Origin of the sequence: Streptomyces viridochromogenes (assembly GCF_001270495.1) — a bacterium.
Taxonomy (GTDB): domain Bacteria; phylum Actinomycetota; class Actinomycetes; order Streptomycetales; family Streptomycetaceae; genus Streptomyces; species Streptomyces viridochromogenes_A.
In genome coordinates, this window is record NZ_LGUR01000205.1 from 1 (window position 1) to 20,026 (window position 20,026).

21 protein-coding genes are annotated in these 20,026 nt (G+C 71.7%); 4 read left to right on the forward strand and 17 right to left on the reverse strand.

What is annotated here, in order from left to right; translation table 11 throughout:
• From ADK36_RS24560 to ADK36_RS24615, 12 genes are all read right to left on the reverse strand, one after another.
• On the reverse strand, nucleotides 1-603 hold a 603-nt coding region (locus tag ADK36_RS24560), incomplete at its 3' end, for an ABC transporter substrate-binding protein (protein ID WP_159391191.1).
• 207 nt (nucleotides 604-810) lie between these two features.
• On the reverse strand, nucleotides 811-2,145 hold the full coding sequence (locus ADK36_RS24570) for a sulfate adenylyltransferase subunit 1 (RefSeq protein ID WP_048582582.1): 1,335 nt from the start codon (nucleotides 2,143-2,145) through the stop codon (nucleotides 811-813).
• 2 nt (nucleotides 2,146-2,147) lie between these two features.
• On the reverse strand, nucleotides 2,148-3,095 hold the full coding sequence (cysD, locus tag ADK36_RS24575) for a sulfate adenylyltransferase subunit CysD (RefSeq protein WP_048582583.1): 948 nt from the start codon (nucleotides 3,093-3,095) through the stop codon (nucleotides 2,148-2,150).
• Nucleotides 3,092-3,688: an adenylyl-sulfate kinase gene (gene cysC, locus ADK36_RS24580; protein WP_048582584.1), complete on the reverse strand. Its 597-nt coding sequence runs from the start codon at nucleotides 3,686-3,688 to the stop codon at nucleotides 3,092-3,094. The genes cysD and cysC overlap by 4 nt, the downstream gene beginning before the upstream one ends.
• A 3-nt stretch (nucleotides 3,689-3,691) precedes the next feature.
• Nucleotides 3,692-4,402 (reverse strand): phosphoadenylyl-sulfate reductase, encoded by a 711-nt coding sequence (locus ADK36_RS24585; RefSeq protein ID WP_048582585.1) that lies wholly within the window; start codon nucleotides 4,400-4,402, stop codon nucleotides 3,692-3,694.
• Entirely contained in the window at nucleotides 4,399-4,587 is a 189-nt protein-coding gene (locus tag ADK36_RS24590; RefSeq protein ID WP_053199054.1) for a hypothetical protein, read from the reverse strand. Before ADK36_RS24590 ends, ADK36_RS24585 begins: the two co-directional genes overlap by 4 nt.
• Nucleotides 4,584-6,281 (reverse strand): nitrite/sulfite reductase, encoded by a 1,698-nt coding sequence (locus tag ADK36_RS24595; RefSeq protein ID WP_053199056.1) that lies wholly within the window; start codon nucleotides 6,279-6,281, stop codon nucleotides 4,584-4,586. The genes ADK36_RS24590 and ADK36_RS24595 overlap by 4 nt, the downstream gene beginning before the upstream one ends.
• 129 nt (nucleotides 6,282-6,410) lie before the next feature.
• The gene (locus ADK36_RS51255; RefSeq protein WP_310591794.1) at nucleotides 6,411-6,494 is read right to left on the reverse strand and encodes a putative leader peptide; all 84 of its coding nucleotides are present in this window, start codon (nucleotides 6,492-6,494) and stop codon (nucleotides 6,411-6,413) included.
• 127 nt (nucleotides 6,495-6,621) lie between these two features.
• Entirely contained in the window at nucleotides 6,622-7,194 is a 573-nt protein-coding gene (locus ADK36_RS24600; protein ID WP_053199060.1) for a GNAT family N-acetyltransferase, read from the reverse strand.
• 71 nt (nucleotides 7,195-7,265) lie between these two features.
• The gene (locus ADK36_RS24605) at nucleotides 7,266-8,555 is read right to left on the reverse strand and encodes a hypothetical protein (protein ID WP_048582589.1); all 1,290 of its coding nucleotides are present in this window, start codon (nucleotides 8,553-8,555) and stop codon (nucleotides 7,266-7,268) included.
• A 162-nt stretch (nucleotides 8,556-8,717) separates the two neighbouring features.
• Nucleotides 8,718-10,004, reverse strand: coding sequence for a helix-turn-helix domain-containing protein (locus ADK36_RS24610; protein WP_048582590.1), 1,287 nt, complete (start codon nucleotides 10,002-10,004; stop codon nucleotides 8,718-8,720).
• Nucleotides 10,005-10,376: 372 nt separating this feature from the next.
• Nucleotides 10,377-12,011, reverse strand: coding sequence for an acyl-CoA dehydrogenase family protein (locus ADK36_RS24615; protein WP_048582591.1), 1,635 nt, complete (start codon nucleotides 12,009-12,011; stop codon nucleotides 10,377-10,379).
• A gap of 136 nt (nucleotides 12,012-12,147) precedes the next feature.
• Between ADK36_RS24615 and ADK36_RS24620 the strand changes: the two genes are divergently transcribed.
• Nucleotides 12,148-13,293, forward strand: a complete 1,146-nt coding sequence (locus ADK36_RS24620) for a YihY/virulence factor BrkB family protein (RefSeq protein ID WP_078916311.1) — start codon at nucleotides 12,148-12,150, stop codon at nucleotides 13,291-13,293.
• A gap of 46 nt (nucleotides 13,294-13,339) precedes the next feature.
• Here ADK36_RS24620 and ADK36_RS24625 read toward each other — a convergent pair whose 3' ends face one another.
• Nucleotides 13,340-14,191 carry an NAD(P)H-binding protein gene (locus ADK36_RS24625; RefSeq protein ID WP_048582593.1) on the reverse strand — a complete coding sequence of 284 codons (852 nt, stop codon included), beginning with the start codon at nucleotides 14,189-14,191 and terminating at the stop codon, nucleotides 13,340-13,342.
• Nucleotides 14,192-14,271: 80 nt separating this feature from the next.
• Here ADK36_RS24625 and ADK36_RS24630 point away from each other — a divergent pair, with 80 nt between their 5' ends.
• Nucleotides 14,272-15,252, forward strand: coding sequence for an AraC family transcriptional regulator (locus tag ADK36_RS24630; RefSeq protein ID WP_053199061.1), 981 nt, complete (start codon nucleotides 14,272-14,274; stop codon nucleotides 15,250-15,252).
• A 132-nt stretch (nucleotides 15,253-15,384) separates the two neighbouring features.
• Entirely contained in the window at nucleotides 15,385-16,062 is a 678-nt protein-coding gene (locus tag ADK36_RS24635; RefSeq protein WP_048582595.1) for a helix-turn-helix transcriptional regulator, read from the forward strand.
• Here the strand turns inward: ADK36_RS24635 and ADK36_RS24640 are convergent.
• The 3 genes from ADK36_RS24640 to ADK36_RS24650 form a co-directional block, all read right to left on the reverse strand.
• A complete protein-coding gene (locus tag ADK36_RS24640; RefSeq protein WP_048582596.1) occupies nucleotides 16,039-16,446 on the reverse strand; it encodes a VOC family protein in 408 nt (135 codons plus the stop codon). The genes ADK36_RS24635 and ADK36_RS24640 overlap by 24 nt on opposite strands.
• A gap of 51 nt (nucleotides 16,447-16,497) precedes the next feature.
• A complete protein-coding gene (locus ADK36_RS24645) occupies nucleotides 16,498-17,130 on the reverse strand; it encodes a VOC family protein (RefSeq protein ID WP_048582597.1) in 633 nt (210 codons plus the stop codon).
• 74 nt (nucleotides 17,131-17,204) lie between these two features.
• Entirely contained in the window at nucleotides 17,205-18,230 is a 1,026-nt protein-coding gene (locus ADK36_RS24650; RefSeq protein WP_053199092.1) for a DUF5954 family protein, read from the reverse strand.
• Nucleotides 18,231-18,403: 173 nt separating this feature from the next.
• Here ADK36_RS24650 and ADK36_RS24655 point away from each other — a divergent pair, with 173 nt between their 5' ends.
• Nucleotides 18,404-19,051, forward strand: coding sequence for a ThuA domain-containing protein (locus tag ADK36_RS24655; RefSeq protein ID WP_053199063.1), 648 nt, complete (start codon nucleotides 18,404-18,406; stop codon nucleotides 19,049-19,051).
• Here ADK36_RS24655 and ADK36_RS24660 read toward each other — a convergent pair.
• Nucleotides 19,026-19,952, reverse strand: a complete 927-nt coding sequence (locus ADK36_RS24660; RefSeq protein ID WP_048582599.1) for an aminoglycoside phosphotransferase family protein — start codon at nucleotides 19,950-19,952, stop codon at nucleotides 19,026-19,028. The two genes, ADK36_RS24655 and ADK36_RS24660, sit on opposite strands and share 26 nt — an antisense overlap.
• Nucleotides 19,953-20,026: the final 74 nt, after the last annotated feature.

Genomic DNA, 20,026 nt, shown 5'->3' on the forward strand with positions numbered 1-20,026 from the left:
GGCGTCCGGCGTGATCTTGTTGTCCGTACGGACGACGGAGACGTCACCCTTGCCGCTCTCCGCGTCGACCTTCCAGCCCTGCCCGGAGATCCAGTTGAGGAACGCCACGTCCTGGGTGTTGCCGAGCTGCGGCGTGGCGATCTTCCTGCCCTTGACGTCCTTCAGGGACTTGATCTTCTCGGGGTTGACGACCAGCTTCACGCCACCCGAGGCCGACCCGGAGATGATCCGCAGGTTGGTGCCGTTCGACTTGAGGTAGCCGTTGATGGCGGGGGAGGGCCCGATCCAGCCGATGTCGATGGACTGGGAGTTGAGCGCCTCGATCTCCGAGGGGCCGGCGTTGAACGTGGCGTACTCCGCCGTCGTGCCGCCCAGCTCCTTCTGGAACAGCCCCTCGTGCCGGCCGACCAGCGCCGTGGCGTGGGTGAGGTTCCCGAAGTAGCCGATCCGCACCGAGTCCAGGCCGTCGACCTTGGCCGCCCCGGCGATGGCGTGCTCCGTGTTCTCCTTGGCCTGGGAGCCGTAGCCGCAGGCCGCGAGGGCCAGCAGCGGCAGCGCGGCCAGGACGGCGAACGTCCGTCGGAGGGCGGGGGTGGCAGGCACGGGAGGTGTTCCTCTCGGTGGCCCGGCGCTACGCCCGTGTCAGGTCGTGGCCGGGGAGTCGGCAGGTTCGTACGGAACGGCGCGCATGCGGTGCACGCGGGTCAGCGCACACATCGCGCCACTCCGCCCTGCCCGCTGCCGACGGCGCCGCTGCCGACGCGGCCGCCCTCCTTCGCGAACGTGGAGTAGACGTCGTGGGCCTTCATGTCAGAAGTCCCACCCGTCGTCCTCGGCCTCGTCCTTGACCGGCTCCGGCGAGGCGAACGACTCGCCGACCATGCCCGCGGTGAGCGTGGTGCCGTCGTTCGGGTCGATCAGGATGAACGATCCGGTACGGCGGGAGTCGGCGTAGGAGTCGACCGGCAGCGGCTCGGCGGTGCGGATCTTCACCCGGCCGATGTCGTTGGCGACGAGCTGTCCCGGGTGCGGGTGCAGGGACAGGTCGTCGAGCGTGAGCCGGGACGGGATGTCCTTGACGATCGCCTTGACCGTGCGGGTGCCGTGCTTGAGCAGCACCCGGTGACCGACCGTCAGCGGGGCGTCGGCGACATGGCAGACGGTGGCCTCGATGTCCTGGGTCGTCGCGGGCGCGTCCTTGGTCGGCACGATCAGGTCGCCGCGCGAGATGTCGATGTCGTCCTCCAGCAGGAGGGTCACCGACTGCGTGGTCCACGCGATGTCCACGGGCTCGCCCAGCAGGTCGATGCCGGTGATCTTCGACGTACGGCCCGACGGCAGCACGGTCACCGACTCGCCGACCCGGAAGGAACCGGCGGCGATCTGACCGGCGTAGCCCCGGTAGTCGGGGAGCTCGGCGGTCTGCGGCCGGATCACGTACTGCACGGGCAGCCGGGCGTGGCAGTGGCTCAGGTCGTGGGTGACCGGGACCGTCTCCAGGTGCTCCAGGAAGGTCGGCCCGCCGTACCAGTCCATGTTCGCGGACGGGTCCACCACGTTGTCGCCGGCCAGCGCCGAGATCGGGATCGCGGTGATCTCCGGGACGCCCAGTTCGAGCGCGTACGCCGTGAACTCCTCGGCGATCGCGGCGAACACGGGCTCCTGGTAGTCGACCAGGTCCATCTTGTTCACGGCGAGCACGACGTGCGGCACCCGGAGGAGGGCCGCGATCGCCGCGTGCCGGCGGGTCTGCTCGACGACGCCGTTGCGGGCGTCGACGAGGATCACCGTCAGCTCGGCCGTCGACGCGCCGGTGACCATGTTGCGGGTGTACTGCACATGGCCGGGGGTGTCGGCGAGGATGAACCGGCGCCGGGGCGTGGCGAAGTAGCGGTACGCCACATCGATCGTGATGCCCTGCTCACGCTCGGCCCGCAGGCCGTCCGTCAGCAGCGCCAGGTCGGGCGCCTCCTGGCCGCGGTTGCGGGAGGCGTGCTCCACGGCCTCCAGCTGGTCGGCGAGCACCGACTTGGAGTCGTGCAGCAGCCGGCCGACCAGGGTGGACTTGCCGTCGTCGACGGAGCCCGCGGTGGCGAACCGCAGCAGGGTGGTGGCCGAGAGCTCCTCGGTCGTGATCGTGCTCATGCTTAGAAGTACCCCTCGCGCTTACGGTCTTCCATCGCGGCCTCGGAGAGCTTGTCGTCGGCACGGGTGGCGCCGCGCTCGGTGAGCCGGGAGGCGGCGATCTCGGCGATCACCTGCTCCAGGGTCACGGCGTCGGAGTCGACGGCACCCGTGCAGGACATGTCACCGACGGTCCGGTAGCGGATGAGCCGCCTCTCGACGGTCTCGCCCTCCTTGGGCCCGCCCCACTCGCCCGCGGTCAGCCACATGCCGCTGCGGGCGAACACGTCACGCTCGTGCGCGAAGTAGATCTCCGGCAGCTCGATGCCCTCACGGGCGATGTACTGCCAGACGTCGAGCTCGGTCCAGTTGGACAGCGGGAACACGCGCACATGCTCGCCGGGCGCGTGGCGGCCGTTGTACAGGTTCCACAGCTCGGGCCGCTGGCGGCGCGGGTCCCACTGCGAGAACTCGTCCCGCAGCGAGAAGACGCGCTCCTTGGCCCGCGCCTTCTCCTCGTCCCGGCGTCCGCCGCCGAACACCGCGTCGAACTTCTCGCTCTGGATCTTCTCCGTCAGCGGCACCGTCTGCAGCGGGTTACGCGTCCCGTCCGGGCGCTCCTTGAGCACACCCCGGTCGATGTAGTCCTGCACCGACGCGACGTGCAGCCGCAGGTTGTGCTTCTCGACCGTACGGTCGCGGTACTCGATGACCTCGGGGAAGTTGTGCCCCGTGTCGACGTGCAGCAGCGTGAAGGGCACCGGCGCCGGCGCGAACGCCTTCAGCGCCAGGTGCAGCATGACGATGGAGTCCTTGCCGCCGGAGAACAGGATCACCGGCCGCTCGAACTCGCCCGCCACCTCACGGAAGATGTGGACGGCCTCGGATTCCAGCGCGTCCAGGTGGGAGAGGGCGTACGGGGAGTCCGTACCGTCTTCGCCCCCCTTGACCGTGGCAACGGTCGTCGTCATGCCAGTCCCCTCTCGGTGAGCAGCGCGTGGACCGCGCCCGCGGATTCCTGGACGGTCTGGTTCTGGGACTCGATGCGCAGATCGGGCGACTCGGGCGCCTCGTACGGGTCGTCGACCCCGGTCAGTCCGCTCAGCTCGCCGGCGGCCTGCTTGGCGTAAAGACCCTTCACATCGCGTACGGAGCACACCTCGACCGGAGTGGCCACGTGCACCTCGATGTACGCCGTCCCGCTCTCCTGGTGGCGCCCCCGCACCGCGTCGCGGCTGTCGGCGTAGGGCGCGATCACCGGGACGAGCGCCTTCACGCCGTTACGGGCGAGCAGTTCGGCGAGGAAGCCGATGCGCTGCACGTTGGTGTGCCGGTCCTCGCGGCTGAAGCCGAGGCCCGCCGAGATGAACTCGCGGATCTCGTCGCCGTCGAGCACCTCGACGCGGTGGCCCTCCTCGCGGAGCCGGCCGGCCAGCTCGTAGGCGATGGTGGTCTTGCCGGCGCTCGGCAGACCCGTGAGCCAGACGGTGGCTCCGCTCGTCACGTGGTTCTCCAAATTCGCAGAATCCGCGGAAAACGCAGAAAACGTAGAAAACTCGGTCATGGGTCAGCCGTGCAGCCCGCACTCGGTCTTGGCGCGGCCCGCCCAGCGGCCGGCGCGCGCGTCCTCGCCCTCCAGGACCCGGCGGGTGCAGGGCGCGCAGCCGACGGAGGCGTAACCGTCCATCAGCAGCGGGTTGGTGAGGACGCCGTGCTCGGCGACGTAGGCGTCCACGTCGTCCTGGCTCCAGCGGGCGATCGGGGAGATCTTCACCTTCTGGCGCTTGTCGTCCCAGCCGACGACCGGGGTGTTCGCCCGGGTCGGGGACTCGTCGCGGCGCAGTCCGGTCGCCCAGGCCACATAGCCCTTCAGGCCCCGCTCCAGCGGCTCGACCTTGCGGAGCTTGCAGCACAGGTCGGGGTCGCGGTCGTGCAGCCGGGGGCCGTACTCGGCGTCCTGCTCGGCGACCGTCTGACGGGGGGTGAGGGTGATGACGTTGACGTCCATCACGGCCTCGACCGCGTCCCGGGTGCCGATGGTCTCCTCGAAGTGGTAGCCGGTGTCGAGGAACACGACGTCCACCCCGGGCCTCGCGCGGGACGCGAGGTGGGCGACCACCGCGTCCTCCATCGACGAGGTCACGCAGAAGCGGTCCCCGAAGGTGTCGACCGCCCACTGGAGGATCTCCAGCGCGGAGGCGTCCTCCAGGTCGCGGCCCGCCTGCTCGGCGAGCGCCTTCAGATCGTCTGTCGTGCGCTCTTCCTGAAGTGTCGTCATATCTGTTTTCCCCCTGCGTCGTGGCGCTGAAGGCCCTGGGCGAGCACCCCGAGGAACTTCAACTGGAATGCGCGGTTGCACGCCGCGCATTCCCACGCGCCGTGGCTGCCCTCCGAGGCTTCACTGGGCCGGAGGTCCTCGTCGCCGCAGTAGGGGCAGTAGAAGGGGGCGGCCCGCTCGCTCATGAGAGGGCCTCCTCGGAGGCGCGCGCGGCCCAGGTGGCGAACCGCTCGCCTTCCTCGCGCTCCGCCTGGAAGCGCTTGAGGACCCGCTCGACGTAGTCGGGCAGCTCGTCGGAGGTGACCTTCAGGCCACGCACCTTGCGCCCGAACCCGGCCTCCAGACCGAGCGCGCCACCGAGGTGCACCTGGTAGCCCTCGACCTGCTCGCCCTGGTCGTTCAGGACCAGCTGGCCCTTGAGACCGATGTCCGCAACCTGGATACGCGCGCAGGCGTTCGGGCAGCCGTTGAGGTTGATGGTGAGCGGCTCGTCGAAGTCCGGGATGCGGCGCTCCAGTTCGTCGATCAGCTGGGAGCCGCGCGCCTTCGTCTCGACGATGGCGAGCTTGCAGTACTCGATGCCGGTGCAGGCCATGGTGCCGCGCCGGAACGGAGAGGGCTTGGCCGTCAGGTCCAGTGCCTCCAGGGCCTCGACCAGCGGCTCGACCTGCGCTTCCTCGACATCGAGGACGATCATCTTCTGCTCGACGGTGGTCCGGATCCGGCCCGAACCGTGGGCCTCGGCCACCTCGGCGATCTTCGTCAGCGTGGCGCCGTCGACCCGGCCGACGCGTGGCGCGAAACCGACGTAGAAACGGCCGTCCTTCTGCCGGTGCACACCGACGTGGTCACGCCAGCGCTCGGTGGGCTCGGCGGGCGCGGGACCGTCGGCCAGCTTCCGCTTGAGGTACTCGTCCTCCAGGATCTGGCGGAACTTCTCCGGGCCCCAGTCCGCGACCAGGAACTTCAGACGGGCCCTCGTGCGCAGGCGCCGGTATCCGTAGTCGCGGAAGATTCCGACCACGCCCGCCCAGACGTCCGGGACCTCCGCCAGCGGCACCCAGGCGCCGAGCCGGACGCCGATCTTCGGGTTGGTCGACAGGCCGCCGCCGACCCACAGGTCGAAGCCGGGGCCGTGCTCGGGGTGGTCGACGCCGACGAACGCGATGTCGTTGATCTCGTGGACCACGTCGAGGAGCGGGGAGCCGGAGATCGCCGTCTTGAACTTGCGGGGCAGGTTGGAGAACTCCTTGCTGCCGATGTACCGCTCGTGGATCTCGTCGATCGCCCAGGTGCCGTCGATGATCTCGTCCTCGGCGATACCGGCGACCGGCGAGCCGATGACGACGCGCGGGCAGTCGCCGCAGGCCTCGGTGGTGGACAGCCCGACGGCCTCCAGCCGGTCCCAGATCTCCGGCACGTCCTCGATGCGGATCCAGTGCAGCTGGATGTTCTGCCGGTCGGTGATGTCCGCGCTGCCGCGCGCGAACTCCTGCGAGATCTCGCCGATCACCCGCAGCTGCTGGGTGGTGAGGCGACCGCCGTCGATCCGCACCCGCAGCATGAAGTACTTGTCGTCCAGCTCCTCCGGCTCCAGGATCGCGGTCTTGCCGCCGTCGATCCCGGGCTTGCGCTGGGTGTACAGGCCCCACCAGCGCATCCGGCCGCGCAGGTCGTTGGGGTCGATCGAGTCGAAGCCCCGCTTGGAGTAGATCGTCTCAATGCGTGTCCGCACATTGAGACCGTCGTCGTCCTTCTTGAACTGTTCGTTGCCGTTGAGCGGGGTGTGGTGCCCCATCGCCCACTGACCCTCACCGCGGTGACGGCTCACCTTGCGGCGGGGAGTCGTGGCGGCAGGTTTCTGCGGGGTGGCGGCCATGGTTGATACGTCCTTCGGGACAGGCGGGAATGCGGCTCTGACCTGCGCATACGCGCGCATGGGTAGATGTGCGCGTCATTGCGCGGGAATGAAGCGAGAAGAGGGAGATGTCGGGCGCTGCGGGGGCTGTCAGCGCGCCGGACAGATGGCGCTGGACATGCGGCCGAGGTCGACGTGCCGCCGACTCACCAAGGCAATTCCAGTTCCAGACATGACGGAAGCGTGTCACGGTGATCTGGACAGCGTCCAGCTTCGCCCAATATGTGGACACCCTTGTCTCGTAGCGTGAGACAAGGGTGGTGTCGGTCACATGGCCCGTAATGGACCGTTTCTCCCCGGCTCAGCCAGGGTAAGCCCCGGGCCACGGACCGGGCGAGGCCACCACGGCCTCCTCCTCGACCTTGGTGTCGAAGAGCTTGAAGCCACGCCGCAGATAGTTGTCCATGGCGTGCTCCCCGTCCTTGCTGCACGTGTGCAGCCAGACCCGCTTCGTCTGCGCCAGCCCCGGCCAGCGGTCCGCGAGGTCCCAGGCGCGGGCGGCGCCGTACGAGAGCAGATGTCCGCCGATGCGGCGTCCGCGGAAGGCGGGAATCAGCCCGAAGTACTCGATCTCCACGACCCCGTCGTCCTGGGCGCTCAGCTCCACGTACCCCGCGGGCGTCCCCTGGTCGTAGGCGACCCACGTCTCGACACCCGGACGCTCCAGGTGCTCCCGCCACCGCGCGTACGTCCAGCTCAGCCGGTCCACCCAGCGGATGTCCCCGCCCACGGACGCGTACAGGAACCGGCTGAACTCGGGGGAGGGCACCCCGGAGCGGACGATCCGAACGTCGCCCTCCGGGCCGGCGGCCGGGAGGAGGTCGGTCGGAGAGGTCTGCTCCAGGGACCAGGTGGTCACGGGGATGTTGGTCATGACGGCCAGGGAACCATCCGAGTGGCCGGTCTGTCGATCGGGATCCCCGTGGGCCCGCCCAGGGCGGTCCGCTACCCCAGCGCCCTGTCGATCGACGCCAGCGGCACGGCGAACAGCGCCCGGCCCGACTGGGACCAGACCTCGCCGGTCTCCTGCCAGTACGACAGCGGGCCGGCCTGGACGCCCCAGCAGCGTGGGGCATCCTCCGAGCCGCAGCGGGTCGCCTCGGCGCCCTCGCTGTCCTGGCGCCACAGGCTGCCCTGCCGGTCGGTGGAGCCCGGGGCGCGACTGACGTACCAGTCGGAACGGTCCGTCCCGGCGGAAGGGTGCGACAGGACCCCCGCGATGCCGGAGGCCTCCGTCTGATAGGCCTCGACCGCCGACGCGGATCCGGTGGCGTCGGTGGACAGCAGACCGGGGCGGGCCGGGTCCTTGCTGAAGTCGTAGCGCCACAGACGGGCGGGCCGGTCGCTGTCGGCGGCGGTCCGCTCGCTCGCGACCAGGCTGTCGGGTGCCGTGCCGCGGTCGAGGGAGATGCCGCCGAGGGCGGGGGCCGCGCTCCCGCCGGTCAGGCGGTACGAGCCGACGGCCGGCAGGACGAAGCGGTAGCCGTGGGCCGACCAGCCTTCCTCGACGCGGCCCACCGCGGCGCTGTCCACCGTGGTGCGCTGGACGCGGTTCATGTCGTACACGTACAGCCCGTCGCCGGCGGTGACCAGCAGCTTGTCCTGGTACCAGACCATGCCCGACAGCCGGGACGTCAGAGCGCGGTAGTCCCGGCCGCCGTCCACCGGGACGACGAGGAGGGCCGACGCGTACCGGAGACGGCCCAGGTCGTTCGCGTCGACGAAGGCGACCCGGGCGAGACCGCGGTCGGCCGTGCCCTGGTTCCAGCCGGAGAGCAGCACCCGGTTGTCGTTCCACCAGCCGTCGTCGTCGGCGTCCCCCGAGGTGGTGACCGCGCCGGCCCGCCAGGCCCGGGTGTCGGCGGCGTCCCAGCAGTACGCGCGCGTGGCCGTCGGCGCGACCGGAAGCGCCGTGCGCTCGGTCGCCGTACAGGCGGACGCGGTGCGCAGGCTCCGGTCGGCGGTCTCCAGGACGGCACGGACACCGACCGGCTTGCCCATCCCGGAGGCGAGTTCATCGAGGGTGGCCTGCGGGACCAGCTGCTCCTGAAGACGCAGAGCGCGGGTCTCCGCGGCCCTGGTGAGAGGCTCCAGCGCCCCGGGGTTGTCGCCGACCGTGGCCTGTGACGCGCTGATCATCGTCGCGGCGGCGGTGAGGGCCAGGGCGGTTCCGGCGAGGAACGCGCGCGCCGCGCGGCCCTGCTTGCGTCGACGGTGTCTGCCGCGGTGCTTCATCACAACCTCCCGAGGCGGGCCAACTGCGGCTATTGGTCCGTGCGTTGACCAAAGGAGCAGGTGGGGTGGCCCGTACAGGGATGCTACGGCAGTCGAGCACGGTTGCGGACTAAGACCCCGCAAATATGCGGAAGATGCACCCCGCGGGCCGCTGGACTCAGGTCAGGCCGGCCGGGATCCGCCCCGCACCACCACCGCCGGCGCCGTCGAGTGCGGCAGCAGATCGCGGGGGTCGTCCGGCAGCAGCACCTCGACCTCCGCGTCCTCGCGGAAGCGGTACGGCCGATGCTCCAGGAACGCCCCGAGATAGCGCCGTACCCGTGACATCTCGGCGCGCACCGTCACCGTACGGCCCGCGTCGCCGAACATGTCCTCGGCCAGCTCCGCCGCGCTGCGGCCGGACCGGCGCAGGGCCAGCAGGTACAGCAACTCGGCGTGCCGGGGGCTCAGTTCGTGGCTCCAGGTGCCCGCACCGCCGGACACCGTCACCGACCAGCGGCGCGGCTGGGTCAGGTCCAGCGCGATCCGCGTCGCCCCGGGCGGCACCGGCTCGTCGCAGGCCCGCAGCAGCCAGCCGCCCGCCAGCGGCTCCACCGAGCACAGGCCCAGCGGCGTCAGCCACCGGCGGCCCGGCGACAGCGACTTGGGCAGCGTGATCCGGTGCGTGTACGGCATCCCGGTCACCGCCGCGGTCCAGCCGTCCCGGTCCACCGCCAGAGCCCGGCCCGGCAGCCGGGCAAGCAGCGGCGCCGCCACCGCGCGCAACCGCTCCAGCGAGGTCAGATGCAGCTCCCGCAGCCGGGCCTCGGCGAGCTTGGCCACCGAGTCGACCCAGGCGAGCGTGGCCGGATGCATGGTCTCCAGCGGCCCGCTGACGTCCACCACACCGATCAGCCGGCCGTCCCGCGGATCCGTGATGGGGGCGCCGGTGCAGGTCCAGGAGGTCTGCGAGCGCTGGAAGTGCTCGGAGGCGAACACCTGCACCGGCCGGCGTACGACCGCCGGGGTGCCCACACCGTTCGTGCCGACGACGCTCTCCCGCCAGTCGGCGCCGAGTTCGAAGCCGAGGCCGTCCGCCTTGCGCAGCACGGAGGAGTTGCCCTCCCGCCACAGCACCCGGCCCTCGTCGTCGGCGACGACCATGATGTGGTGGGCGATGTCCGCGACCGTCAGCAGGCCCTCGCGCAGCACCGGCAGGACGTGTCTGAGGGTGGTGTCCTCCCGGCGCCGCTGCACCTCCTCACGGGACAGCAGCCCGGACCGGAAGTCGTGGTCCGGATCGACACCGCTGCGCAGCAGGCGTGACCAGGACTGCTCGATCACCGGGCGCGGCGCGATGGGCGCGCGCTGTCCGGAGAGCGTGGCGGAGCGGACCTCGCTGAGTACGCGCGCCGCCCGCGCCGCGTCCACGGCGGCCAGCTGCGTCACGTTCGTCGGCGAGAGCGGCAAGGGTCCTCCTGGTTCGGCTGCGCTGTTCGGCTGGATCGTGACCGTGTGTCTCATAGTGCCGCTCGACGCTCGTGGAAGCACACACTCCGCACACAGTCGCCAACAAGTTGCAACCCCTTGCAACCCTGGTGGACCGGCCTTGCCTGATTGAAGCTTGAGCAACGCCGTCCCGAGCGGCGTTCGCGGCCTCGAACGGGCCATGGTGGGGGTGGTGCCGTGTCGGCGCAGCACCACCCCCTACCTCCGGCGGTTGAGCAGGGCGCCTTGGGTGGGTGCCGGGTGGTGTCTCGTTGGCGTCTGCGGGTTCGTTGTGGCTGGTCGCGCCCACGCGGCGGAGCCGCACATCGACACAGCCCCGCGCCTCTGGGTCGGTCAGCTCACCGGCGTTGCACGGTTCACGACGGCCGTCAGTCCCGAGCTGTGCGGCAGCGTCCCGAACGCGGCGCCTCCGTCTACGCCCAGCCGCGAGGCACAGAACGCGTCCGCGACCTCCGGTGGTGCGAACCGGGCCAGCAAGGAACCCTGGAGGACCAGGGCGAGGCGTTCGGTGAGGCGGCGGGCGCGGGACTCGATGCCCTCCAGGTCGGCGAGTTCTGTCAACAGTCCCTTGATCGCCGCGTCCAGGCGGTGGTCGGCGCCGCGGGCCTTGCCGACCTCCTGGAGGTAGGCGTTGAGGGCCGCGGGCTCACGTTGCAACGCGCGCAGTACGTCCAGGGCCTGGACGTTGCCCGCGCCCTCCCAGATCGAGTTCAGGGGGGACTCGCGGACCAGGCGGGGCATGCCGGACTCCTCGACGTACCCGTTGCCGCCCAGGCATTCGGACGCCTCGACCGTGAGCGGCGTACAGCGCTTGGTCACCCAGTACTTGGCGGCCGGCACCGCGATCCGCAGCAGGGCGCGCTCCTGCTCGCCGCCGTCGTCGTAGGCGGCGGCGAGGCGAAGCGCGAGAGTGGTCGCCGCCTCGGACTCGACGGCCAGGTCGGCCAGGACGTTGCGCATGAGCGGCTTGTCGACGAGCTTTCCGCCGAACGCCTCGCGGTGGGCGCAGTGGTGGATCGCCTGCGCGACCGCCTGACGCATCAGTCCCGCCGAGCCGAGGACACAGTCGAGGCGGGTCGCCGCCACCATCTCGATGATGGTGCGCACCCCGCGGCCCTCTGCGCCGACCCGACGCGCCCATGTCCCGTCGAACTCGACCTCGGCGGAGGCGTTCGAGCGGTTGCCCAGCTTGTCCTTGAGGCGCTGGATCAGGAACACGTTGCGGCCGCCGTCGTCCAGGACGCGCGGCACGAGGAAGCAGGTCAGCCCGTCCGGCGCCTGGGCGAGCACCAGGAAGCCGTCCGACATCGGCGCCGAGCAGAACCACTTGTGGCCGGTCAGCGTGTACGTCCCGGCCTCGGTGAGCGGGGTGGCGGCCGTCGCGTTGGCGCGTACGTCGCTGCCGCCCTGCTTCTCCGTCATGCCCATCCCGAACAGGGACCCGGCCTTCTGCCCGGCGGGCCGCAGCTCACGGTCGTAGATCAGGGACGTCAGGCGCGGCTCCCACTCGGCGGCGAGCTCGGGGTCCGTGCGCAGGGCGGGGACCGCCGCGTGGGTCATGGACAGCGGGCAGCCGTTGCCGGCCTCGACCTGGGTCCACAGGAGGAACGCGGCCGCCCGTCGCACATGCCCGCCCGGCCGGGCCCAGGCCGCGGTCAGCCCCGCCGCGACGCCCTTGCCGAGCAGCCGGTGCCAGGACGGATGGAAGTCGACCTCGTCGATGCGGTGGCCGTAGCGGTCGTGGGTGCGCAGTGTCGGCGGGTTCTCGTTGGCCAGCACCCCCCACTCCTGCACCTGGGCCGATCCACAGGTCTTCCCGAGCGCCGCCAGCTCGCTCCGGGCCTCGGCCAGCACCTCCGGATCGAGATGACGTTCGACGGCCGCGCTCAGGGCCCGGTCAGAGGTGTAGGCGTCGTACCCGACGAGGGGCGGGGGCTGGTTGGTCACGATGTGCGTGCTTCCTGCCATGGCTGTGAACCTATCCCTGAGTGGGGCGCCGGTCTCCACCCTGACACGGCACCGGCAGAGGGGATCGGGCAGGTGACGGGCGTCTGGACCCGGCGCCGCGGTGAGTGCGCCCCCGCACGGCGGATACCTTTAGGTCGTGCAGCCAGCAAGTGAATCCCCCCAGCGGCCCTCCGGTCGTCTCCACCGCGCGCGTGTCCTCTACCGGAACGTCTCGAAGCGCAGGACCGCCTGGCTGTTGATCAAGGACACCGTCAACTCCTGCATCGAGTACCGCATCCTGGGCCTCGCCGCCGAGGCCGCGTTCTTCACGCTGCTGTCCGTGCCGCCGCTGCTGCTCAGCATGATCGGCCTCCTCGGCTACGTCGACGACTGGACCGGCACCGACACCATCAGCAGCCTGGAGACCAACCTCATCGAGGCCTCGCGCACCGTCCTGTCCGACAAGGGCGTGCGCCAGATCGCCCAGCCGATCCTGGACGACGTGATGCACGGCGGCCGCCCCGACGTCATCTCCGTCGGCTTCCTGTTCGCCCTGTGGTCGGGGTCGCGGGCGGTGAACGTCTTCATAGACACCATCACCGTGATGTACGGCCTCGACGGCGTCCGGGGCATCGTCAAGACCCGGCTGGTGGCGTTCCTGCTGTTCATCGCCGCACTGCTGATCGGCTCGGTGGCGCTGCCGCTGATGGTGGCGGGGCCGGACGCGGTCGTACGGATCGTGCCCTGGTCGGAGACCCTGGTGCAGGTCCTGTACTGGCCCGTCGTGATCGTCCTGTCGATCGCGTTCCTGACCACGCTCTATCACGTGTCCGTGCCGGTCCGCTCCCCCTGGATCGAGGACGTGCCCGGCGCGCTGGTCGCCCTCGGCATGTGGGTGCTGGGCAGCTTCCTGCTGCGCATCTACCTGACGAACACGATCGAGGGCGCGTCGATCTACGGCTCTCTCGCCGCCGCCGTCGCCGTGATGCTGTGGATCGGCGTGTCCGCGTTCGCCGTGCTCGTCGGGGCCGCGGTCAACGCCGCGATCGACCGCGTCTGGCCGGCCGCCGCGACCGCCGCGGCCCGCGCCGCGAACGAACGGCTGCGCGAGGCCCAGGTCGCCGAGTACGTGGCCCGCACGGCCGCGGTCCAGGAGCAGGATCCCGAGGACCCGGACATGCCGTCGGAGTTCCCCGAGCGGTGGACGCGCTTCCTGCCGCCGGAGGACGTGACGTCGCGGCTGCGGACCCATGTGAAGAGCCCGCACCACCACCATCCTCCGCACAAGCCGGAGGACTCCTAGGGCCTGTCGTCCGGACCCTTGGCCGCCCGGACGGCCGCCCGTCGGCTCAGGCCTTCCACGCCCCCGCCGCCGCGGCCTCCCGCGCGAAGTCGGCGAAGTCGCGCGGCTCGCGGCCCAGCACCTCGCGGACGTCGCCCGTGACATGGGCGTTGCGGCCGTCCATGAGGGTGTCGAAGACCTCGATCAGGAGCTCGACCTCCTCGGCCGGCACCCCGAAGCCGGTCAGGGCCTGGCCGTAGGCCCGGGTCGGGACCGGCGTGTACGTGATCGTGCTGCCCGCCGCCTCGGAGATCTCCGCGACCGCCTCCCGCCAGGACAGCAGCCGCGGCCCGGTCAGCTCCAGTGTCCGTCCCACATACCGGTCGCCGGACGTCAGCACGGCCGTCACCACGTCCGCGATGTCCCGCACGTCGACGAACGGCTCCTTCACCTCGCCCGCCGGGAAGACCAGCTCCCCGTGGACCATGCCCTCCACCAGCGGCCCTTCGCTGAAGTTCTGCGAGAACCACGTGGCCCGTACGATCGTCCAGTCCGCGCCGGACGACGTCAGCGCCGCCTCGGTCGGCAGCGCCTGGTCCTCACCGCGCGCCGACAGCAGCACCAGCCGCCGCACCCCGAGCCCGACCGCCTCCCGGGCGAGCGCCCCGACCCCCTCGGCCGCCGCCGGGGAGCCGACGTCGGACGGGTACATCAGATACGCCGCGTCCGCGTCCCGCAGGGTCTGAGCCCATGTCGTCGGGTCCTCCCAGTCGAAGCCCCGCGCCCGGGACGCGGCCCGCACCGTCAGCCCCGCCCCGCGCGCCGCTTCCGCCACCCGGCTCCCCGTACGACCCGAGGCCCCGGTCACCACTACCGTCATCCGCTGCGTGTTCGCTGTCTCGGCTGCCTTGTCCGTCATGCCTCCAGTCAACGGCCGTGCGCCCCAACAGCCCATCGCTGAACGGCTCATTCCCATACGTGGACGTCTAGGCTGACGGCATGGACGCCCTTGCCGGCCTGTTGGAGGGTCCACGCGCGCGTGGCGCCTTCATGATCCGCGCGTGTTTCGAGCCGCCCTGGTCCATCCGCGTCGAGGACCGCGCGCCGCTCACCGTCATGGTCATGGTCCGCGGCGACGCCTGGGTGATCCCCGACCAGGGCGAGCGAAGCGAGACGGAGGTCCCCCCGGCCGAAGGCCGGGGGAGGATCCGGCTGCGCCCCGGCGACATCGCCATCGCCCGCGGCCCCGACTCCTACACCTGCGCCGACGACCCCGGCACCGCACCCCAGACACTGATCCTGCCGGGCGCCGAGTGCCGCTACCCCGACGGACGCACCCTCAACGGCTCGATGGACCTGGGCGTGCGCACCTGGGGGGACCGGCTCGACGGCTCGGCCGTGATGCTGATCGGCACCTATCTGTGGCAGGGCGAGATCAGCGGGCGGCTGCTGAACGCGTTGCCGCCGCTGCTGTCCCTCACGGCCGACGTGTGGGACTGCCCCCTCACGCCGTACCTCATGGAGGAGATCGTCCGCGACGAGCCCGGGCAGGAGGTCGTCCTGGACCGGCTGCTGGACCTGCTGGTCATCGCCGCGCTCAGGGCCTGGTTCTCCCGTCCGGAGGCGGCGGCCCCGGCCTGGTACCGGGCCATGGCGGACCCGGTCGTCGGCCGCGTGCTGCGTCTCGTCCAGGACGACCCGGCCCATCCCTGGACGGTGGCCTCGCTGGCCACCAAGGCGGGGGTGTCCCGGGCGGCGCTGGCCCGCCGGTTCACGGAGCTGGTGGGGGAGCCGCCGATGACGTATCTGACGGGGTGGCGGCTCGGGCTTGCGGCGGATGCGTTGCGGGACAGCGATGACACGCTGGATGCGATTGCGCGGCAGGTGGGATATGGGAGCGCGTTCGCGTTGTCCAGTGCGTTCAAGCGGGTCTACGGGGTGAGTCCGCAGGAGCATCGGAGCCGGAGGGCCGAGGGGTAGCGGGGTTCGCCGTCGGGGTGCCGGTGCTTCACGGGGTGCGGGCGCGTCGTGGCTGATCGCGCCCGCGCGGCGGACCCGCACATCGACACAGCCCCGCGCCTCTGAGGGGCGTTGCGGCGTAGCCTCGCTCGTATGTACGCGGAGTGGAGGTCTCGGCTGCCTGGCGCCGTGGTGTGGACCAATGTGCCCGGTGGGCCCGGGCGTGTGCTGCCCGACGGGTGCATGGACCTGCTCTGGAACGACGGGCGGCTGCTCGTCGCCGGGCCCGATACGCGGGCGTACCTCACGCAGGGGCCGCCGAGCACATGGGTGGGGCTGCGCTTCCGCCCGGGCACCGCGCCCGCCTTCTTCGGGGCGCCGGCGAACGAACTGCGGGACCGACGTGTGGAGTTGGCCGAGCTGTGGCCCGCGGCGGAGGTGCGACGACTGCAAGGACGTGTCGCGGCCGCCGCTGACCCCGCGACGGCGCTCGAAGAGGTCGCACTGGAACGCGCGACCCCACCGGACCCCCTGCTGGACAGGCTGGTCCGGGCCCTCCACACCGGCCGACCTGTCGCCGCCACCGCCGACGAACTCGGCCTCGGCGCACGCCAGTTGCACCGCAGGTCGCTCGCCGCCTTCGGGTACGGTCCCAAGACGCTCGCCCGCATCCTGCGCCTGCAACGCGCGCTCGCCCTGGCCCGCGGCGGTACGCCCTTCGCGGACACCGCCGCGCGGGCCGGGTATGCCGATCAGGCCCACCTGGCCCGGGACGTCAAGGAGCTCGCCGGACTGCCGCTCGGGGAGCTACTCGGCCGGCGCGGCGGGTAGCGGCGCGAACAGGTCGACGCCGTTTCCGTCCGGGTCCTGCACGGAGGCGTACCGCTGGCCCCAGAAGGCGTCCCACGGCTTGAGCTCGCCGTGGTAGCCGGCGCCGACCAGTTCCTCGTACACCGCGTCGACCTCCGTCGGGTCGTCGCAGCGCATCGCCAGGGAGTGGCGGCCGCCTCCGCTGGGCGGCCGCCACTGCGGGAGGAAGGACCGCACCGATTTCTCGGTGTCGAGCAGCAGGCGTAGCCCGCCCGGGAGTTCGGCCTCGGCGTGGGGCTCGTGCTCGGCGTTCTCGGGGAACGCGAAGCCCAGGCGGCGGTAGAAGGCGACCGAGGCGGCCATGTCGGAGACGACGAGGCCGATGGCATCGAATCGTGGAGTCATGCGGCCAACGTAGGCAGCCGGGCCTCGTCGGGTCTTGAAGGAATCGGACACCTAGTGGAACGTGACCGGCCCCCTCGGCGTGTCCACCGTCCAGGAGATCCCCACCGGGCCCGGCGTGAGGTCGAGGTCCGTGCCGAGTGCCGACAGCAGGGGGCGGATCTCGTCCGGGTCGGGCGTGCTCGCGGAGAGGGACAGCAGGGGTGTGACGGGCAGGTCGGAGGCGGTGGGGTGGACCGTGGCGCTCCAGTCGATGAGGAAGGGGACGAGGCCGGAGGGGTGGGCGTCGTCACCGTCGGTGAGCCGCCACTCCAGCAGGGTGCCGTCGGGTCTGCGGCGGCGCATCGGCTGCGCCGCGCCGGGGTCGTACCCCTGGGCCCGGGCGGCCGCGATGGCCGCGTCCAGGTCGGGCGGGCTGATCGCCCAGGTGACCGTGCGCGGGGCGGTGAGCCCGTCGACCTCGAAGGGGCGGGGCTGTCCGGGCGCGGACTGCTCGGGGTCCGGGCCGATGATCTCCAGGTAGCGGGCGCCTCCGAGCGACACGAGATAGTTGCGGGTGCCGAGCCCGACATGTACGCCGCCCGGTGCGGGGGTCACGCCGGTGCGTCGGGCGAAGTCGGCGACGGTGGCGGACAGGTCGGGGGTCGCGAGGACGAGATGGTCCAGGAGCGCGGGAATGGCGTTCATCGCTGCCGAGGCTACGCAGAGCGGCGCGCGATATGGAACACCTGTGCGCCGGGCGGCAGAGGAAGGGGTGCGCCTCATTCGTCGTGGACGACCGTGCCGTCGTCGAGCAGCGTCGGGTGGATCTTCATCGGGCCGTACTCGTCCACGTCCGACGGGCGCGGGATCTCCGGGCCGTCCGGCCCCATGCGGAGAAGGCGCTCGGCCCGGCAGATCCGGAACACACGGCCGGCCACACGAGCCTCGTCGGCGCGTCCGAGCGCGCGGAACTCCTCGGCCGCCTTCGCGTACACGGCCTTCCGCTCGTCGTCGAACCGATAGAGCAGGGGCCACATCTCGACCATCGCGTCGTGCAGCACGCGCCGTGCGTCATGCGCGGTCGACTGGAGAGCGAGGGCCGGCTCCCAGCCGGCCCGTTCCCGCTCGACCACGCCGAAAAGGGTGGGCAACAGCACGATGTGAGGATGCGAGTGCACCGCCCGCTCCGAGTCACGGCGCACCGGGGCGGGGAACCGCACCCTCCGGTACGCGAACCCCCGCAGCCCCGCCCGCAGGGCGCCCGCCATCGGGCCGTCGTCCGCGATGTCCGGGTCGAGGACGAAGTCCAGGTCGGGGGAGGGCGTGTGGCAGGCTCGCAGGTCCCAGGTCCGTTCGGCGGGTTCCGGGTCGGTGGGCCGGGGCGGCTCCAGCCCGTCGTTGTCGTCGCAGCGCGTGAACTCGTCCCCGCGCACGATCCGGTACCGCACCCCGCACGCCTCGACCTCGTTCACCGGCTCCCTGCTCAACACGTCCACGGCGGCGAGCAGTTCGCGCCGTACGGCCGGATCGTCGGTGTCGTCCTTCGCGCGGAACCACAGGTGGGAGTTGAGCGAGTCCCGGCACACCTGCGGCATTCCGTTCACGACCGGCTGCAACACCCGCCACTGGGGCCCCGCCGCCGGATCCTGCGCGGCGACCCCGAACACCGGCCCCCGCAGGGCGAACCCGGGATACCGCAGAGAGGCATCCACGGCGTCGGCCTCCCGCACCCGGGCGGCAGGGTCGTCGCGCCGGATCAGCTCCTCGTGGAGCGCGTGGATCTGTTGCTGCCAGTCATGGGTCATGCACGCATGGTCGCGGAGTGGGTGCGCCCACAGGGGCGAACCGACCCAACCGACCGGGTTGTTGGCCCCGGCCAACCCTGTTGCCGGGCCGGCCCCTCCAGCCCCGTGATCCGAAAATTTCGGGTCCCTCGCAGGAGTGGGACCGCGCTCCCCGGCCACCTAGGCTCGGCCGCATGGCCGCACGACTCCTCGTCTACACCCGCACCACCGCCTACCGGCACGCATCCATCCCGGCCGGCGTCGAAGCCGTACGCACCCTCGGTGACTTCGAAGTCGACCACACCGAGGACCCGGCGGTATTCGACCGGCCCCTCGACGAATACGCGGCCGTCGTCTTCCTCTCCACCAGCGGCGAGGTGCTCACCCCCGCCGGGCGCGAGCGGCTCGCCGGGTACGTGGAGTCGGGCGGTGGCTTCGTCGGCGTGCACGCGGCGGCCTGCACCGAGTACGACTGGCCGTACTACGGCGAGCTGTTGGGCGCCCGGTTCGACCGGCACCCCGAGTACCAGCCGGGCAAGGCGGTCGTCGAGGACCACGAGCACCCGGCCACCCGGCACCTTCCCGCCGTATGGGACTTCGTCGACGAGTGGTACGACTTCCGCGGCAACCCCCGGGCTGCGGTACGGGTGTTGGTCTGCGCCGACGAGTCGTCGTACGACGGCGGCGGCATGGGCGAGGACCATCCTCTGGTGTGGTGCCGCGAGCAGGGAGCCGGGCGCGTCTTCTACACGGCCCTCGGTCACGCCGCCGAGGCCTACGACGACCCGGACTTCCGCGCTCATCTCCTCGGCGGCATCAACTGGGCGGCGCAGCCGGGCTAGCGAGCAGGCGGGCCAGTGCGGCGTGGCCGGGCGGGCCCCAGGTGGGCTTGCCGCCGGGGCGGCCGTGGACACCCGCCTCGCCGATGAAGACGCAGCCGAGGGCCTTCATCACCGCCAGGCCGCGGGCCCGGCGCAGGGTCGCGGTGTCCGGCGTCGGCTGGTAGGCGGCGTGAAAGCGGTCGGCGGCGCCGTCCGGCAGCAGGAGCCAGGCGGCGGCGAGATCGTAGGCCGGGTCGCCCGCGCAGAGGTCACCGAAGTCGATCACGCCGCAGAAGGTGCCCTGCGCGGTGAGGACGTTGGCCGGGTGCAGGTCGGCGTGGATCCACAGCGGCGGCCCCGTCCACCCGGGCGCGGCGACGGCGTCCTCCCAGACCGCGCGCACGGCGTCCGGGTCGGGAAGCAGGCCCAGTTCGGTGGCTGAGGCCAGCCCGTTGACGACCCCCTCGGCATGGTCCGTCAGCGGGCCCCCGCGGTCCCGGCCGGAAGGCGCCCCCGCGGGGGCGGGACGGTGAAGAGCCGTCAGGAAGGCGGCCAAGGCGTCGGCCGACGCCTCGGCGTCCGTGACGGGGGCGCGGTCGGCGGGTTCGCCCGGCACCCAGGTGGTGACGATCCAGGGCCGCGGAAACCGCTCGGAGGGGTGGCCGAGGCGCTGCGGGACCGGGACCGGCAGCGGAAGGTGCGGGGCGAGGGCGGGCAGCCAGGTGTGTTCCTTGTGCAGCAGCGCGTCCGCCGACTCCGTCGCCCAGGGCAGCCGGACCGCCAGGTCGTCGCCGAGCCGCCACAGCTGGTTGTCCCAGCCGCGGGCGCCGAGTGTCACGGGGCGATCGGCGAGATCGGGGTGCTGCTCGTGCAGCAGGTCCCGGACCAACTCGGCGGTGATCTCGATCTCGGTATGGGTCATGCGGAGCAACGGTAGCCGGACGGCCGCCCGGGCCGACGCGGGCGGGCCCCGGCGCGCTCGTCTCGCGCCGGGGC